Origin of the sequence: Vibrio taketomensis, from assembly GCF_009938165.1 — a bacterium.
GTDB classification, from domain to species: domain Bacteria; phylum Pseudomonadota; class Gammaproteobacteria; order Enterobacterales; family Vibrionaceae; genus Vibrio; species Vibrio taketomensis.
Map to the genome: position 1 here is coordinate 1,346,464 of NZ_AP019649.1, position 16,428 is coordinate 1,362,891.

Consider the following 16,428-nt stretch of genomic DNA (forward strand, 5'->3'; position numbering starts at 1 on the left):
AGCCAGATTTTTGGAGCAGCTTGCACAAAAATCGCTACTGAGTAGGGTTTGAGAAATAGGAACAATTCAGGCGATAAATATTGATGTTGTATCCGATCAATAGTGGTTGAAACTCGCACTGGTCAGTTATTGGGTATCGCTATTCACCACAAATTCTATTTTGGCACTGTATTTCTGTTTTAATCACGCTTTTAAATGTTGTAAAGTGACGAAAATCAAAAGAATAGTAACCCAAAGCTGATTGGATCAGCGTTGTAGGGGCAGGACGCAATGTTACCAAGACTTCATTCTCATCAAGACATCGATCATGTTGTACTGAGTTTTTTAGAGGAACTAAAAAACGCAGGCTTTAGCGGGGATATTGAAACCCAATATTCGAGCCGCCTTGCCGTAGCAACGGACAACAGTGTTTATCAATTATTACCGCAAGCGGTTATTCACCCTCGAACCACACAAGACGTCTCTCTGATTGGTAAAATCAGCGTCAAGCCGGTTTATGAACGGGTGAAGTTCTCACCTCGCGGTGGTGGTACGGGCACTAATGGTCAATCGCTAACACCGGGTGTGGTGGTAGATCTATCCCGCCATATGAACAAGGTGCTTGAGATCAATGAAAAAGAGGGTTGGGTACGTGTGCAAACTGGGGTGGTCAAAGACCAACTCAACGACGCAGTACGCCCTTATGGCTATTTCTTTTCTCCGGATCTTTCTACCAGTAACCGAGCGACCATTGGTGGCATGATTAACACAGACGCGTCTGGGCAAGGTTCACTAAAATACGGTAAAACCTCGAATCACGTCCTGTCATTACAGGCTGTTTTTGCTGATGGCTCATTGTTGGAATCGGATCTCTCCAAAGGTTTACCAGAGCAAGAGTCATACGCTGAAAGGGCGTTGCAGGTTACGGAACAGGTATGCCGTGGAAAACGAGCGCAGATTGTTGCGAAATTTCCGCCACTAAATCGATTCCTAACCGGTTACGATCTTAAAAATGCAGTAAGCGAAGCGGATGATAGTTTCGACATTACGCGCGTGCTTTGTGGTGCAGAAGGGTCACTGGCATTCATTACTGAAGCGAAACTTAATCTGACCAAAATTCCTAAAGCTCGCACCTTAGTGAACGTTAAGTACAACAGTTTTGATTCCGCGTTGCGTAATGCGGCATTTATGGTGGAAGCTAATGCACTTTCGGTAGAGACCGTAGATTCAAAAGTATTAAACCTAGCTAAAGAAGATATCATTTGGCATACGGTTAGCGACCTGTTAGCCGATGTACCGGGCAAAGAAATGCTTGGTATCAATATGGTCGAGTTTGCAGGAGAAAACAGCGAAGAGATTGAACAGCAAGTTGCTTCGTTGACCGCGCGTTTAGATCAAATGTTAGCGAATGAAGAAGCGGGCATTATTGGCTATCAAGTTTGTAATGATCTCGCGAGTATCGGCAAAATCTACAACATGCGTAAAAAAGCGGTCGGTTTGCTCGGCGCAGCGAAAGGGCGAGCCAAGCCGGTTGCGTTTGCTGAAGATACTTGTGTTCCTCCTGAAAACCTCGCTGATTTTATTGCCGAATTTCGCCAATTGCTCGACGCGAAGCAGTTGAAGTATGGCATGTTTGGACATGTCGACGCCGGAGTGCTGCATGTTCGTCCAGCGCTCGATTTGTGCGATCCTCACCAAGAACGCATGATGCAAGAAATCTCCGATCAGGTGGTGAAGCTGGTGGCAAAATATGGCGGCCTGATGTGGGGTGAGCACGGTAAAGGCTTCCGTTCTGAATATGGCCCAGAGTTCTTTGGTGAAGAGTTATTTACCGAATTAAGACGGGTTAAGTCGGCGTTTGACCCGCACAATAAAATGAATCCGGGGAAAATTTGTACGCCGTTGGAAAGTGGCGATCAGCTGGTGAAAGTTAGCGATACCAAACGCGGATTTTATGACCGTCAGATTGCAGTTGAGGTCCGTGATAGCTTTAAACAAGCCATGGAGTGTAATGGTAACGGCTTGTGTTTTAACTACGATACAGCGTCTCCAATGTGCCCATCGATGAAAGTCACTGCTGACCGCAGACACTCGCCGAAAGGTCGAGCAGGGCTTGTGCGTGAGTGGTTACGTCAATTAACCGAGCAGGGTATTGATATTCTCGATCTTGAACAGCAGGCGCTGAAAACCGCGTCTGTTAAAACCATGCTGGATCGCGTGCGTAATAGCTTCAATAAAAAGCACGAATATGACTTTTCACACGAAGTTTATGAGGCAATGAATGGCTGTTTGGCTTGTAAAGCGTGTGCCAGCCAATGTCCTATAAAAGTCGATGTTCCGAGTTTCAGAGCTCGATTCTTAAATATCTATTACAGCCGCTATCAGCGCCCTTTCAAAGATTATTTGGTAGCAAACATTGAGAGTATGCTACCAAAGATGGCTTTGGCACCACAGTTGGTTAACGGTGTATTGAAGCAGAAATGGGTACAAGATTTAACCGCGGCGACTGTCGGTTATGTTGATGCGCCATTACTTTCAATACCAACGCTTGCAAAGCGAACTAAGCAGTTAAAGCCATTTGATATGCAGGCTCTGGCGGCAATGTCGCAAGAAGACAAAGCCAATCACGTATTGATCGTGCAAGATCCTTTTACTTCATATTACGATGCTGACGTGGTCGAAGATTTTATCAAGCTCTTGATAAAAATTGATAAAACGCCCGTGCTTTTACCATTTAAGCCCAACGGTAAAGCGCAGCATATTAAAGGCTTTTTAGCTCAGTTTGCCAAGAGTGCGACCACGACATCGGTGTTCTTGCAGCAAGTAGCGGATTTAGGAATCCCAATGGTGGGCGTTGACCCCGCTTTAGTGCTCTGTTACCGAGATGAGTACAATGAAATCCTTGGTGACAAGCGTGGTGAGTTTGACGTTCTGACTGTTCATGAATGGTTACTACCAAGGCTTAATGAGTTTTCTGCTCGAGAGACTGGTGGTGAACCTTGGTATTTGCTTGCTCACTGCACCGAGAAAACCAAATTGCCCAATGCAGAAAAAGAATGGGGCACCATCTTTACCCATTTTGGCGCTCAGCTAAATAGCGTTGCTGTTGGCTGTTGTGGTATGGCGGGAACTTTTGGCCATGAGGTGGACAAATTGCAAATATCGAAAGATGTTTACGCGCTTAGCTGGAAACCTCGTTTAGAAGAGTTACCTGCTGAGCGCTGCTTAGTCACTGGCTATTCATGTCGGAGCCAAGTAAAACGCTTCGAGCATGTAAAAACGAAACACCCACTGCAAGCGTTGTTAGAGGTGCTTTAATGGCGGTATTGGAAAGGAAAGTCCCACCTGTAGCGTTGTTTATTTTGTTTATCATTGCTTCAGCGTTTTGCAAAAATTGGTTTGCAAATTTTGCGTTTGATTTTCCCTTTCCCGCCATCGTTGTTAGCCTGATGGTTATACTCTCAGGCTATATCGGCTGTGCTGGCGTACTGGAATTTCGCAAGGCAAAGACCACGGTCAATCCCATTAAGGTTGATACAGCAAGCACTGTTGTGGAGAGTGGCATATTTGCTTATACGCGCAATCCAATGTATTTGGCGTTATTGATTCTGTTGTTTGCTTACGGCTATTGGCAACAGAATATCATTAGCCTTGTTTTACCATTTGGGTTTATTGTTTATATGAATCGTTTTCAGATTCAGCCTGAAGAACAAGCGCTAGGCAAATTATTTGGTGAGCAATATATCAGTTATAAAAGCCGTGTTAGACGTTGGATTTAGATTGAACAAAACAAAAAAAGCCGCACATTGTTGCGGCTTTTATCTTTTTGGCAATAGCGTCTTTTTATGAAGCTTCGAACGCCAATGCTTTTTTCTCGAGCTGACGAAACAGTAATGTCAGCACACCATTCACAGTGAGGTACATTAGGCCCGCGATACCAAATACCGTAAGCGTATCGTAGGTTTGTGCGTTGATACGCTGAGCATATCCCATTAAATCCATGATAGTGATGGTACTTGCCAGTGAGGTGCCTTTGAAGACTAAAATCACTTCGTTAGAATACGCAGGAATGGCACGGCGTAACGCGTAAGGAAGTAGTACTTTCATGCTCGCTACTTTATTCATGCCAAGCGCTTTACATGCGTGCCATTGCCCAGTCTCAATGGTATTAAACGCACCTTTAAACAGTTGTGTGCTGTAAGCTGCCGTATTTAGAGCCAGAGCAAGCATAGCGCAAAACCACGGTTGACTTAGCCAATGCCAAGCAAAGCTCTCTTTAATCCAGTCAAATTGCCCTGGACCATAGTAGACCAAGAAAATTTGCACCAACAGTGGCGTGCCAGTAAACACGATAATAATGCCACGACAAATCCAATGTAGAATCGGTGTGCGCATTACCAAAATTACAGTCATGAGCAACGATAGTGTACAACCAACGAGTAGAGATGCGAGAGTCAGTTGAAAGCTAGTAAGCAAGCCTTCAAACATTTGCCATAAATGATCTGGTTTCATGCTTTGACTCCTTTCAACTCGCCCATGCCTTTGATGGCAAATTTGTTATCAATAATTTTGACCACGTATTGGGTGATTAGGGTTATAACTAAGTAGATTGCCGCAGCAATCGCGTACCAGGTAAAAGCTTCATGGGTAGATGCTGACGTCAATTGCGCTTGTTTTAGTAAGTCAGTCACGCCAATAAGCGACACTAATGCTGTGTCTTTTAGTAATACTAACCATTGGTTAGTTAAACCAGGCAGTGCATGACGCACGGCTTGTGGCAGAATAATTTTAAAGAACGCATGAGGGCGAGTCATGCCAAGTGCTGCTGCGGCTTCGCGCTGACCTTTACTTACCGCTTTAAACGCTCCACGAATGGTTTGAGAAGCGTAGGAAGCAAAGATCAGAGAAAGGGCAATAACACCAGAAAGAAACGGGCTAATCTCTACAAACTCACCAGTTATTAAGAAAATAACTTGAGTTGAACCAAAATAGATAAACAACACCACAAGCAGTTCTGGAAGACCACGGATAATGGTCACTAAGCTGGTGGTTGGCCATTTTACAGCGAGGTTACGTGACATTTCACCTGTTGCAAATACGACCGCTAAAACAAGCCCAACCAGTAGGCTGGTAAAGGCAAGCTGAACAGTCATCCAGCTTGCTTGTACGAGAGAGAGAGAGTAACCCGTTAACACCATATTATTTTCCGAAGTATTTCGCGTGAATGTCAGCGTAAACGCCGTTGCTCACGATTTTTGTCAGTGCTGAGTTTAGTTTTTCAACAAGAGCTTGGTTGTCTTTGTTGACCGCAATACCAAAACCGTTGCCAAAGTACTTAGCGTTTGTTACTGGTTCGCCAACGTAAGCAAGTTTCGCATCTGCGTCTTTAAACCATTCAGCCACTACCGCGTTGTCACCAAATACAGAATCGATACGACCATTTTTCATGTCAATAAAGGCATCTTGGTAACTTGAGTAAGGAACAGCGGTTACACCATCCATTTGCTCGAGTAGGTAGCTCTGGTGAGTTGAGCCGTTTTGTACGCCTACACGCTTACCTTTTAGTGCCTCTTTGTTCGCGATTTTGCCTTCACCCGCAACGAATGCTGCAGCGTTGTCGTAGTATGCGTCGCTAAACGCAACCTGTTCTAGACGTGCATCAGTAATATCCATTGCAGAGATAGCAGCATCGTAACGTTTGAATTTTAGTGCAGGGATCAAGCTGTCAAATGCTTGGTTGTGGAATGAACATTTTGCCGCCATTTCAGTACACAGTGCGTTAGCGATATCCACATCAAAACCTTGGATTTGGTTGTTTGCATCCATGTATTCGAATGGTGGATAAGTGGCTTCCATTACGAACTTGATCTCGTCTTGAGCGATAGCATTAGAAGCAACTACGCTAAGCAATGAAGCTAGAAGAACCTTTTTCATTTTATTACTCCATAATTCAAAAGTGCTTGCTCGACCATTGAGCAGCGAATGGTTGTTTATTTTCTTTCAGAGAACTCTCTGAAGTGAATAATTAGTGCTTTAGATAATCCGCAAAAGCTTGAGTTTGTGGATTAGTAAATATCTCGTTGGTGCCATGCTCCACGATATGACCTTTCTCTAAATAAAGGACGTGTGAGGCAATTTTTTTGGCGAAATCGACTTCATGTGTCACCACCACTTGAGTGATACCGGTCGCGCTCAGTTCTTTGATGATTTCGACCACTTGAGTTGTAATTTCTGGGTCGAGAGCCGCTGTTGGTTCATCAAACAGCAATACTTCAGGTTTCATCATCAACGCACGAGCAATCGCAACACGTTGTTGCTGACCACCAGAGAGTTGTAGTGGCCAAGTATCGGCTTTGTCAGCAAGTTGCAATGTTGTAAGTATTTCTAAAGCCTGATTTTTTGCGAGTGTTTTATCCATGCCTGCAACTTTAACAGGGGCTTCGATGAGGTTTTGCATCACCGTCATATGGGGCCACAGGTTATATTGCTGAAAGTATAACCCGACGAAGTTCCAATTCTTGCTTTTCGGCAATCGATTGAGAGAAGTCAAATTGATGTTGTGCGATAGAAAGCTGTCCGTTATCGGCGCTTTCAAGTAGGTTCAATACACGCAGTAAAGAGCTTTTTCCCGCACCGCTCGGGCCGAGTAAAACAAGCGTCTCGCCGTTGTTGCACTCAAAGCTAACATCGTGCAGAACTTGGGTTGAACCATAGGATTTATTGATCTGTTTAACTTGAATACTCATGCTCTGAAACTGCATTAATTACCATATGGCATTCATACTAACCGAAATGAGACATTATGCAATATAAATGTATAAAAATTTAGTGGTTAAAATATTGTACCGGCTTGTTCAGTTGTACGATGCTTTTGACTGGTCAGGTGAGATATCAATCTCATGGCATATTGAGAAACAGATACAGAGTAAAAAGAATGGCAATAGTGAGTAAATGGTGTGGGGCAGGATCAAAAAGCCCCGCTGGATAGCGAGGCTTTAAGATAAGAGAGGGGTTACTTTCAAGCGGCTGCTTGTGCAAATTGAGCGAGAAAGCCTTCTTTGCGTTCATTGAAGCGATTGACCAAGTCATCGATATCCGCTTGATTGTAGGGTTTCAAGCCGCTTGCTACCATTCGTTTGATACCTTTGCCGACTACTTCACCTTGCTCGATAAAGTCAAAGTTAAGTGTTACTAAGCCGCGTTTACCGTCTACATCAAACGTTGCACCCGAAAATTCGACTTCAGGAGCGGTCAAATCTAAGCGACTAAATTCTACTTCCATGCTCTCATAAATGACTAATGGGCGTTGGCAGTTGATCATCATCTGCTTCTCTTCCATCAGCGGTACCATGATGTGCGGAAAATTCATACCAGAGAACTGAACGTAGTTTGTTACAACATGTTCAATGAATTTCGCGTCATGATTAATACTGCCTTCGCGATGCATTTGCAGATATTCTTTGCCATTCGCATCAATAACGGCGGCTTGCTTGGTGCATTTATGCTCGATATGCAATTCTACGCCATCATTCACCATACCAGAGAAGTCGAAACGCATTTTTTGGCTGATGCCTTCTTTGCTAAGAAGCACTGAAAACAGTAGATCGCCTGGAACACAGAAACGTTTACTATCTTCGTCGTGAATAGGGTTGAAATCGCAGCAACTTTTTTCGCAAAGTGGCTTGCTTGAAGACGAGTAAACTGAAACTGATTATCTTTTGAAGTGAAGTAGGGTGTTAAAAACATATCATACGCTTAATAGCCAAATCTGAGAGCGATTATATGAGAATTTTTGACTGGTCAATCCAGTCAATTTGTTTGTAATTCGCATCTGTTGATGCGAAAAATCACCGACAGTACTGGTATGCGATGCTCCTCGACTCAAAGCCATTTGGAGATAATAAGATAGCAAAGGAAGTTTAGTATGTTTGGCAAATTGAAAGCGTCACTTGGGATTGGGGCGGCAAAAGTGGATACCGTCTTGAACACGAACGCTGTGATGCAAAGCGAAAGCATTCACGGTACCGTCCATATCTACGGTGGTGATGTTGCTCAACAAGTTGATGCAATTAACCTCAAATTATGCACTGAAGTGAAAGTAGAAACGGAAGATAGCACCAGTTATCAGAGTGTTATGATCGGTCAGTTACAAGCAGTGCAACCATTTATGATTGAAGTGGGCGAACATAAGCAAGTTCCTTTCACTATCAAACTAGCCGATGAAGCACCGATTACGGCATTAAATGCCTATAAGAATCAAAGCCATGTTTGGATTGAAACGACGTTAGATATTGATTTTGCACTTGACCCAAAAGATCGAGACTATGTTGAGGTTCATCCTTTACCTGTGGTAGCTAAAGTTATTGCAGCGATTCAATCTGCCGGGTTTGAGATGGTCAAAGCCGATGTCGAGAAGGGCTTTCTGCGCGGACAAAACTTCAGTTCAACGTCTGGATTTTATCAGGAAATCGAGTTTCGTAATCGTGGCTTTATGAACCGTAAAGAGATAGAACTCTCTTTTGTGCTAGAGGGAAATGCGGTGCATTGTTTGGCTGAAGTTGATAGAGCGCTAGGTAGAGGTGACCAATATACCTCATTTACTTTGTCGCGACATGCATCGGACATGGAAGTAAGCAATGCGGTATCACGAGTTCTGTCAATCTAGTCTCGAGAGCCAAAGCGGTACCGGTAGGCAAGCGTAAAAGCGATATCGGTACTGTTATCGGCATTAATGGTGTTTTCAATAACAGAAAACTCTATGGCCGAGCTTGTCATTTGATAGCGATAACCCAACGTCACTTCGGTCGCTATTTCGGAAAATTCATCGTCATTTGACGAGACCCCTTCATAAACGCCCAGTTGTAAGATCACATAATGGCGAGTAAACCATTGATATCGGTAGCTACTACCGACAAACCAACCGCTCTTTTTATACGGCATATTTTCGAAGTTGGTGGGAGCGTCACGGAACGTTTGACTAACAGTGGCATCGAAGCCATGTTTTCCTGAAAGAAAACCATAATTAAGTTGAAGGCTTTGCTCCCAATCACTGTGAGCAAAGAATCCGCTGCCGAAATCCGCGTAGTAGAGACTGGCACCAAATGATAATCCATGGTGTTGATTTTGGTAGAGCTGATATTGAAGGTAGCTATACAAACCTTGGCTTAACACTTTGTTGTTAAAGTCTTTTTCTTCGATTCCATATTGGGGCATGTCGATCACATAACGATCATTATCCACTTCATCACGCCCATTTTGATCGATGGAAAACCAGTCATGAAATTCATGGTTAACGAATCGAGAGACCATTATCGGCAGCGTAATTAATACGGTAGCCAAAATCGACTTGCCATACGGGATTGAGCTGCCACTTGGCGCCGATTTGGAACTGATTTTGGTAGTAATCGAGTTCATAAGCGTAGTTTTTGGCCCACACACTGGCGGCAGTGAGCGCACCGTATAGTTCAATGTCATCTTTTGCCATTGAAATCCCAGAGCGTACTTGGGGGGCTAATCCATTAGTAATAAATGGTGATTGAGCGTAACTTTGCAGCGGACCAAAATCTACAGGAGTAACGGCCGCAAATGCGCTGGCTTGGACAAATAGGCAACAACTAATTGCGATAGATTGTGTTATACGCATATCTCATTATTTTTTGTTTTCCCTGATAAAACTGTAGGTTAAAAAATGAGAATGTGTGAACTAAGTTGCTTAAATTGATCGGTTGATTGCTCAACCGATCTTGGTTTTATGCAGCACTTAAGTGTGTTGTGATGTAGGGTTGCCAAGCATTTTGGTACATTTGGCGGGATTGGTTACGCATCTTATTAATTTGCGCGATTTCAAATTCATTTAGAGAACGCATTTCAACATCTGCTTGGCGTTCAATTCGTTGGATTTGTTCGTAGAGATCGTGCTCAGGACCTGATTTGACATCGGCAATCGCTTTTAAGTGTAACTGCACTTCAGCGATAAGTTTCGTCTTTGGTAATTGGACCAAGATGTTTAAGTCTCGGTAGCCTGATGGTGCTGGTTTTTTAAAGCGGTTTTTTACACGAACTATCGTAGTTTCACGATCAAGAGCTTCATAAACCTCCATTAAACTTGCCACGTCATTCGCGACAATAGTTGCACGAGCTAGGTCAGTAATGCGATTTACTTGGTTGTCTAAATTTAGAGTTATCTTTTGTTGTGCGCGTTGTGAAGATTTTACCCCTGCGAAGTAGGCGTCAGTATTGGTTAATAGTGCAGTACTTTTACAGATGGTTTCTAATTCAAACTGAGCTTGATGAGCTTTACTATACAGCACATCAAAGTCTGAATAAGGTTGGGTAGGGTATGTATCGATCGATGGAATACCATACAAGCCACTTAAATTGTGCTTGAAGGCTTTAGAACAAACCTGATCTTGGTTTGCACTTCGGTTGCCGTCACTATTTGGAGCTGGCATCGGCATCGCGGCAAAAGCTGGGGTACGGCTCAGCATTAATAACATTAGTGCCGTGGTGCGCAGGAATAAGCTCATTCACTCTCCTCAGAATTGTCGTTGCTTAGATAAAAAAGGCGAATATAAAAGTCATAACACCTAAGCAAAACAGCCCGTTATCTGAGTTATGTGGGCAAATTCTTTGGTTTCAATCCTAACAGAAGCTTCTAATGCGAAAGTTTTAACTACTTCACATAAGTAATTGTTTGGAGTGAAGCAAGTGAAAAAGGTTCGCTTCTCATTTGTAACCAATTTTTTCCACTCAAGTTTCGTCTATATTAACAACGATAGATGAACTTAATTTGAACCTAAGGTTCAAATTTTGTAAGATTTGGTTAGTCTATGCGGCTAAAAGTCAGCAGAGAAATAATAAAATGATAGATCCAGAGTTTTGGCACAACAAATGGGCGTCCAACAGTATTGGTTTTCATCTTGAGGATGTGAACCCACTTCTCGTTCAATATTGGCCGAGTACCAAACCGACCCGAGAAGATAAAGTCTTTGTACCGTTGTGCGGTAAATCTGAGGATTTAGTTTGGTTAGCGACTAAACATGAAGACGTTCAAGGGGTAGAGCTGAGTAATATTGCGGTAAGAGCATTTTTTGCCGAGCATTTTTATACGCCGATGGTGATGCCAATCAACGGGCATACGGAGTTGTTTCAGTTTGATGAGTTATCGATTTATGTCGGTGACTACTTTAGTGCGCCAATCAAGCCTGTCGACATTGTGTATGATCGCGCAGCTTTAGTCGCAATGCCTGCTGAAATGAGAGAGCAATATATCGCGCGTTTGAAAAATCTACTTAACCCAGGAGCCCGAATCTTGTTGGTAACGTTGGATTATCAGCAAGATGAAATGGTTGGCCCTCCGTTCTCGGTGCCAGAGTCCGAGGTGATGCATCATTTTTCTGAATTCAAGGTAACGAAATTGTACCGTGATGAGGCGAATGAAACTCACCCTAAAATCGCTAAACAGGGTTTAACTCGCTTTGCTGAAGAAGTGTATTTGATTGAAGCCTAGTCTTCACCATAAAAGAACAGCGCCCATCTTAGACAAGCGCTGTTCTTTTGGTAAGTAAAGCCCAATTAGTAAATGATATTGATTTTTTGTGCCGCGAAGATCGCGTCTTCAATTGCTAGGTCGAGCGCTTCACGTTGAGTCATCACCACGCCCAAACGACGTCGACCATCAATATCGGGTTTACCAAATAGGCGCACTTGAGTTTTGGGAGCCGCGAGAGCCTCGTTCAACCCTTCAAAACGAAGGTTGTTGGACGTGCCTTGTCCTAAAATAACCGCTGATGCAGCAGGGCCATATTGCTGGATCGCTCCAATCGGCATACCTGTAAATGCGCGCACATGCAGCGCAAATTCAGACATATCTTGTGATGCCAAAGTGACTAATCCAGTATCATGTGGGCGAGGGGATACCTCATTGAAAATGACAGTGTCACCTTTTACAAATAGCTCAACACCAAAAATTCCGTAACCACCCAGTGCATTGACCACTTTTTCTGCCGCATGTTGCGCAGCTTTAAGTGCTTTATCTGACATAACCTGAGGCTGCCAAGATTCGCGATAATCACCATCTTCTTGACGATGCCCGATTGGTGCGCAGAAGTGAACCCCATCAACGGCTCTGACAGTCAGCTGAGTGATTTCATAATCGAAATCGATGAAGCCTTCAACAATGACACGTCCGGCCCCAGTTCGCCCGCCTTCTTGAGCGTAGTTCCACGCTTTTTCGACATCTTCAACACTACGAATGACACTCTGACCTTTGCCTGAGGAGCTCATTACGGGTTTGCACACACAAGGCATGCCGACAGCTTCGATTGCTGCGGTAAAATCTTGGTAGTTATCTGCGAATCGATAAGGGGAGGTCGTCAGATTCAACTCTTCAGCGGCAAGACGACGAATACCCTCACGATTCATCGTCAACTTGGTCGCGTTGGCGGTAGGGACGACATTGAATCCCTGACTTTCTAACTCTACCAATTTGTCGGTAGCGATTGCTTCAATTTCAGGCACGATGAAAGCTGGTTTTTCGGTTTTAATGATGTTTTCCAGCGCTTCACCATCGAGCATATCTAATACATAACTGCGGTGAGCAACCTGCATAGCAGGCGCATTGGCATAGCGATCACAAGCGATGACTTCAAGTCCTAGACGTTGGCATTCAATGGCCACTTCTTTACCTAGTTCACCGATCCCAAAAGTACGCGAGTAGAATTGTCACAAGTTGCGGTACCGAACATAGATAACCTTCCGTTTCAAGAGTGGGAGAAATTGGCAGAATGATACTGGAACCAAACAAAAAAGCAAACGTTTGCGCATGTTGTGGTGTTAACCAAAAGGAGCAAAGTTCGAACTGACCCACATTTTTGTAACAGCTTGTTTCAATACTTAAATTTCATTGATCTAACACCAAATTTGTTAATCAAAACAGGAGGATGATACACAGAGTTAAATTAAATCTCAGGAAGAGTAGTAGCGTGATGCGTTCTTTTATTAAATACGTCATACCAGTGTTGATACCACTGTTAATTTTATTAATGCCTTTGAGTGCCTTTCCGTTCGAAGGCATGACCATTCTTCAACAGCGAGTTATCGCGATATTCTTATTAGCAGCACTTTGCTGGGTGTTAGAACCTATTCCTATCTATGCCACTTCCGTGGTGATTATTGTTTTAGAACTACTCATGCTTTCTGACAAAGGCATCATTTGGTTTCGTAGTAGCCAAGGTGAAGCGCATTTTGGAGAACTGCTTAGATACAACGATATTATGGCGACCTTTGCGAGCCCAATTATCATGCTATTTTTGGGTGGTTTTTTCCTGGCGATGGCGGCGACGAAATACCGTTTGGATGTGAACTTAGCGCGTGTGTTGCTAAAGCCTTTTGGTAATCAGCCTAAATATGTGATGTTAGGTTTAATGCTGATTACTGCTGTATTTTCAATGTTCATGTCCAATACCGCGACAACAGCAATGATGCTGGCGATTCTTACCCCAGTAATTGCGGTGTTTGCACCTAATGATCCAGGCCGCGTTGCCTTTGCGCTGTGCATTCCTGTGGCAGCGAACATTGGTGGTATTGGTACACCAATCGGTACGCCTCCTAACGCTATCGCACTCAAATACCTAGTGGGTGAAAACTATATTTCATTCGGTGAATGGATGGCATTTGGCGTTCCTTTTGTTGTGGTCATGATGGCGTTTGCATGGTTTGTAATCAATGCGCTATACACAGCAGAACAAAAGAACATTGAGTTGACTATTCAAGGTAAATTCCTCAAAACACCAAAAGCGATGGTGGTGTATGTCACGTTCGGTTTAACAGTTCTACTTTGGTTGATGGGGTCATCACATGGTATGAACTCCTATACCGTTGCGTTAATTCCTGTCGCGATCTTCTCTCTGACTGGCATTATCAACAAAGAAGACCTTAAGAAAATTTCTTGGGATGTATTGTGGTTAGTGTCTGGTGGTATTGCTCTTGGTTTAGCTCTGGATAAAACCGGGTTAGCAAGCCTTGTTGTTCATAGCATACCGTTTGATGAATATTCTCCTTACGTAGTTTTATTCGGTGCAGCGGGTCTATGTTTGTTGATGGCAAACTTTATGTCACACACGGCAACAGCCAACTTATTGATGCCGATTATGGCAGCGCTTGGCGCATCGATGACTTCACTGGCTCCGCTGGGTGGAGAAGTGACGCTTATTCTCGTGGTAACGTTCGCAGCGTCGTTGGGTATGTCTTTACCAATCAGTACACCACCAAACGCACTGGCGCATGCAACGGGTAATGTACAAAGTAATCAAATGGCGAAAGTTGGCGTGATTATTGGTGTAGTTGGTGTTGCGATGAGCTTTTTCATGGTGTGGTTACTGCACACGGTTGGACACATTGGATAAACAATGAATCAACCAGATTTATCCAGTTTAATCAGCCGCTACTTTAGTCAACCGGACCGGACTCTTGAAGTGGAGGCCGGTGCCACCTTGTTAGAGCAGCATGAGCGTAATGAGCGGCTTTATTATGTGTTGGACGGTGAGTTAGAGGGGTATGTCTCAGATCGCGGTGAGGAAAGGGCAAAAGTTTTTTCAGCGGGCGCAGGCGCGTTTATTGGAGTACACAGTTTCTTCTCTGGAATTTGGCTTGCCTCCTCGACAGTGATTGCTAAAACCAGAGCGACACTGGCGTGGATCGACCGTAATATTCCGGCAGTCGACGAAGAGACATTTGGTCCATTAACTGCTCAGTTTACGCCCGTGATTGTCAATGAGTTGTCTCGCCGTCAATGGCGCGCTACACAAGAAGCATTAGCCAAAGAAAAGGCGTTACGTAAGTTGGCTATGGCCGAGCAGATGACCACGCTTGGTCAGTTAGCGGCAGGTATTGCACATGAGCTCAATAATGCGATTGGTGTGGTAAGTAGTAAATCTGAACGTTTAGAAGGCGTTATTGTTACTCTCTTGGAAGAATTGCATCCGGAAGCAAGCCAGTTCTTCGACCATGGCTTATTGTATGGGCAAAAATGTACATCCAGTGAGGCACGAGTCAGAGCAAGAGAGTACGAAAAGCGTTATGGTTTAGATAAAGCAACCGCAAAAGACTTAGCGCGAGCACTACCGTGTGAGATGCTTTCAAAACATTGGCTGACAAACCCTCAACAAGCGGTCAAGTATTGGAAAATGGGGCGCGATTTACATGATCTTAGAATGGCTTCTAAGCATACAGTAGGCATTGTTCGCTCGGTAAAACAACTGGGGCGCGCTGATATAGATGCGCAAGAGTTAGTTGATATTAACGAAAGCATCAACCGTGCAGTGTCATTACTACATAGTGAATTAAGACGAGTATCGGTGCGCATTAATCCCGGAGAGCTGCCAAGATTTCAAGGCTCTCAAACAGAACTTGTTCAGGTTTGGGTGAACATTATTAAGAATGCGTGTGATGCAATGCAAGCCACACCTTCGCCTTTAATCGAAATTAAGACAAGGAAAAACCGTAATCGATTATTAGTGACGATTACAAACAATGGGCCAGAAATAGAGGCCAATACCAGAAGACGAATATTTGACCCCAACTTTACGACTAAAAAAGGTGGGTTGTCTTTTGGCCTAGGATTAGGTCTATCTATCGCTCGTAGAATAGTGTCCGGTTATGGAGGCACTATCGCGGTTAAAAGCGGTGAACAACAGACCATATTTAGAATTAAATTACCTATCGAGGATTAACATGGACAAGCTAAATGTAATTTGTGTCGACGACCAAAGAGAGGTTCTGAGCGCGGTATTGCACGATCTTGAACCGTTAGCAGAATGGTTAAATATCGAGGACTGTGAATCTGCTGATGAGGTGTTAGCGCTTATGGATGAGCTGGACTCGGAAGGAGAGTACATCGCAGTTGTTGTCTCTGACCACGTTATGCCTGCCAAAACGGGCGTAGAACTGCTAACGGATATTTGTGCTGATCGTCGTTTCACTCACACCAAAAAAGTACTGCTGACTGGGCAGGCAACTCATACTGATACGATTCAAGCGATCAACACTGCAGGCATTAATCAGTATTTTGAAAAGCCTTGGCAATCTGATGTGTTAATTCAAGCTATCACCCGTTTAGCGACTGAGTTTATTTTTGATTCAGGGTTGGATTACAGTCAATATCATGCGCACCTTGATCAGCAAGTAGTATTAGAAAGATTGCGCTAAGCGATTAGAGAGTCTCTTTTAAAATACGATTTAGTAAACCGAGATGGCTGACACTGTCTCGGTTTTTTTATCTAGAACAAATTGTTGCCAGTACTATCGTCGTATCCACAAACCATCCAATCTTGCTAAACAGCGTGCCTCGAGATGGGGTGTTACTATTCCTCATCGAGATGCTATTTAGTGATTGTCACTGATTTTCAAAAGTTGTGATCCAAATGAGCACATATTTTAAGCGTTCGCATG

The 16,428-nt window shown here is 43.7% G+C and carries 13 protein-coding genes and 3 pseudogenes; 7 read left to right on the forward strand and 9 right to left on the reverse strand.

All coding sequences use genetic code 11. The features are described 5' to 3' along the window. Positions 1–270: 270 nt before the first annotated feature. Both ydiJ and Vt282_RS06280 read left to right on the forward strand, forming a co-directional pair. Positions 271–3,297: a D-2-hydroxyglutarate dehydrogenase YdiJ gene (gene ydiJ / locus Vt282_RS06275; protein ID WP_162062876.1), complete on the forward strand. Its 3,027-nt coding sequence runs from the start codon at positions 271–273 to the stop codon at positions 3,295–3,297. Further along, positions 3,297–3,758, forward strand: coding sequence for a methyltransferase family protein (locus Vt282_RS06280; RefSeq protein ID WP_162062877.1), 462 nt, complete (start codon positions 3,297–3,299; stop codon positions 3,756–3,758). The genes ydiJ and Vt282_RS06280 overlap by 1 nt, the downstream gene beginning before the upstream one ends. A 64-nt stretch (positions 3,759–3,822) precedes the next feature. On the opposite strand, the gene artM is transcribed toward Vt282_RS06280, so the two are convergent. The 5 genes and pseudogenes from artM to Vt282_RS06305 all read right to left on the reverse strand — a co-directional run bounded on the left by artM (position 3,823) and on the right by Vt282_RS06305 (position 7,725). Further along, a complete protein-coding gene (artM, locus tag Vt282_RS06285; RefSeq protein ID WP_162046464.1) occupies positions 3,823–4,491 on the reverse strand; it encodes an arginine ABC transporter permease ArtM in 669 nt (222 codons plus the stop codon). Beyond that, positions 4,488–5,177 (reverse strand): arginine ABC transporter permease ArtQ, encoded by a 690-nt coding sequence (gene artQ, locus Vt282_RS06290; RefSeq protein ID WP_162062878.1) that lies wholly within the window; start codon positions 5,175–5,177, stop codon positions 4,488–4,490. The genes artM and artQ overlap by 4 nt, the downstream gene beginning before the upstream one ends. Before the next feature lies 1 nt (position 5,178). Continuing rightward, a complete protein-coding gene (locus tag Vt282_RS06295) occupies positions 5,179–5,913 on the reverse strand; it encodes a lysine/arginine/ornithine ABC transporter substrate-binding protein (RefSeq protein WP_162062879.1) in 735 nt (244 codons plus the stop codon). 91 nt (positions 5,914–6,004) lie between these two features. Next, positions 6,005–6,725: pseudogene (gene artP, locus Vt282_RS21205) on the reverse strand (arginine ABC transporter ATP-binding protein ArtP). Positions 6,726–6,997: 272 nt separating this feature from the next. Beyond that, a pseudogene (locus Vt282_RS06305) lies at positions 6,998–7,725 on the reverse strand (DUF3581 domain-containing protein). A 178-nt stretch (positions 7,726–7,903) separates the two neighbouring features. Between Vt282_RS06305 and Vt282_RS06310 the strand changes: the two are divergent. After that, positions 7,904–8,644, forward strand: coding sequence for a sporulation protein (locus tag Vt282_RS06310; protein ID WP_162062880.1), 741 nt, complete (start codon positions 7,904–7,906; stop codon positions 8,642–8,644). Here the strand turns inward: Vt282_RS06310 and Vt282_RS06315 are convergent. The 3 genes from Vt282_RS06315 to Vt282_RS06320 all read right to left on the reverse strand — a co-directional run bounded on the left by Vt282_RS06315 (position 8,641) and on the right by Vt282_RS06320 (position 10,505). Next, entirely contained in the window at positions 8,641–9,318 is a 678-nt protein-coding gene (locus Vt282_RS06315) for a DUF3187 family protein (protein WP_269472605.1), read from the reverse strand. The two genes, Vt282_RS06310 and Vt282_RS06315, sit on opposite strands and share 4 nt — an antisense overlap. Continuing rightward, the gene (locus Vt282_RS21210) at positions 9,269–9,622 is read right to left on the reverse strand and encodes a DUF3187 family protein (RefSeq protein ID WP_269472606.1); all 354 of its coding nucleotides are present in this window, start codon (positions 9,620–9,622) and stop codon (positions 9,269–9,271) included. The genes Vt282_RS06315 and Vt282_RS21210 overlap by 50 nt, the downstream gene beginning before the upstream one ends. A gap of 106 nt (positions 9,623–9,728) precedes the next feature. Then, positions 9,729–10,505, reverse strand: a complete 777-nt coding sequence (locus tag Vt282_RS06320) for a RelA/SpoT domain-containing protein (protein ID WP_162062881.1) — start codon at positions 10,503–10,505, stop codon at positions 9,729–9,731. Between the two features lie 335 nt (positions 10,506–10,840). On the opposite strand from Vt282_RS06320, the gene Vt282_RS06325 reads away from it, so the two are divergent. Then, positions 10,841–11,488 (forward strand): thiopurine S-methyltransferase, encoded by a 648-nt coding sequence (locus Vt282_RS06325; RefSeq protein ID WP_162062882.1) that lies wholly within the window; start codon positions 10,841–10,843, stop codon positions 11,486–11,488. A gap of 65 nt (positions 11,489–11,553) precedes the next feature. Here Vt282_RS06325 and purT read toward each other — a convergent pair. Next, a pseudogene (gene purT, locus Vt282_RS06330) lies at positions 11,554–12,725 on the reverse strand (formate-dependent phosphoribosylglycinamide formyltransferase). A 240-nt stretch (positions 12,726–12,965) separates the two neighbouring features. Here purT and Vt282_RS06335 point away from each other — a divergent pair. From Vt282_RS06335 to Vt282_RS06345, 3 genes are read left to right on the forward strand one after another with little or no spacing between them, the layout of a single operon-like run. Then, positions 12,966–14,384, forward strand: coding sequence for an SLC13 family permease (locus Vt282_RS06335; protein ID WP_162062883.1), 1,419 nt, complete (start codon positions 12,966–12,968; stop codon positions 14,382–14,384). Positions 14,385–14,387: 3 nt separating this feature from the next. Continuing rightward, the gene (locus tag Vt282_RS06340) at positions 14,388–15,710 is read left to right on the forward strand and encodes a sensor histidine kinase (RefSeq protein WP_162062884.1); all 1,323 of its coding nucleotides are present in this window, start codon (positions 14,388–14,390) and stop codon (positions 15,708–15,710) included. Between the two features lies 1 nt (position 15,711). Further along, entirely contained in the window at positions 15,712–16,185 is a 474-nt protein-coding gene (locus tag Vt282_RS06345) for a response regulator (RefSeq protein WP_162046454.1), read from the forward strand. The last annotated feature ends 243 nt before the right edge of the window (positions 16,186–16,428 follow it).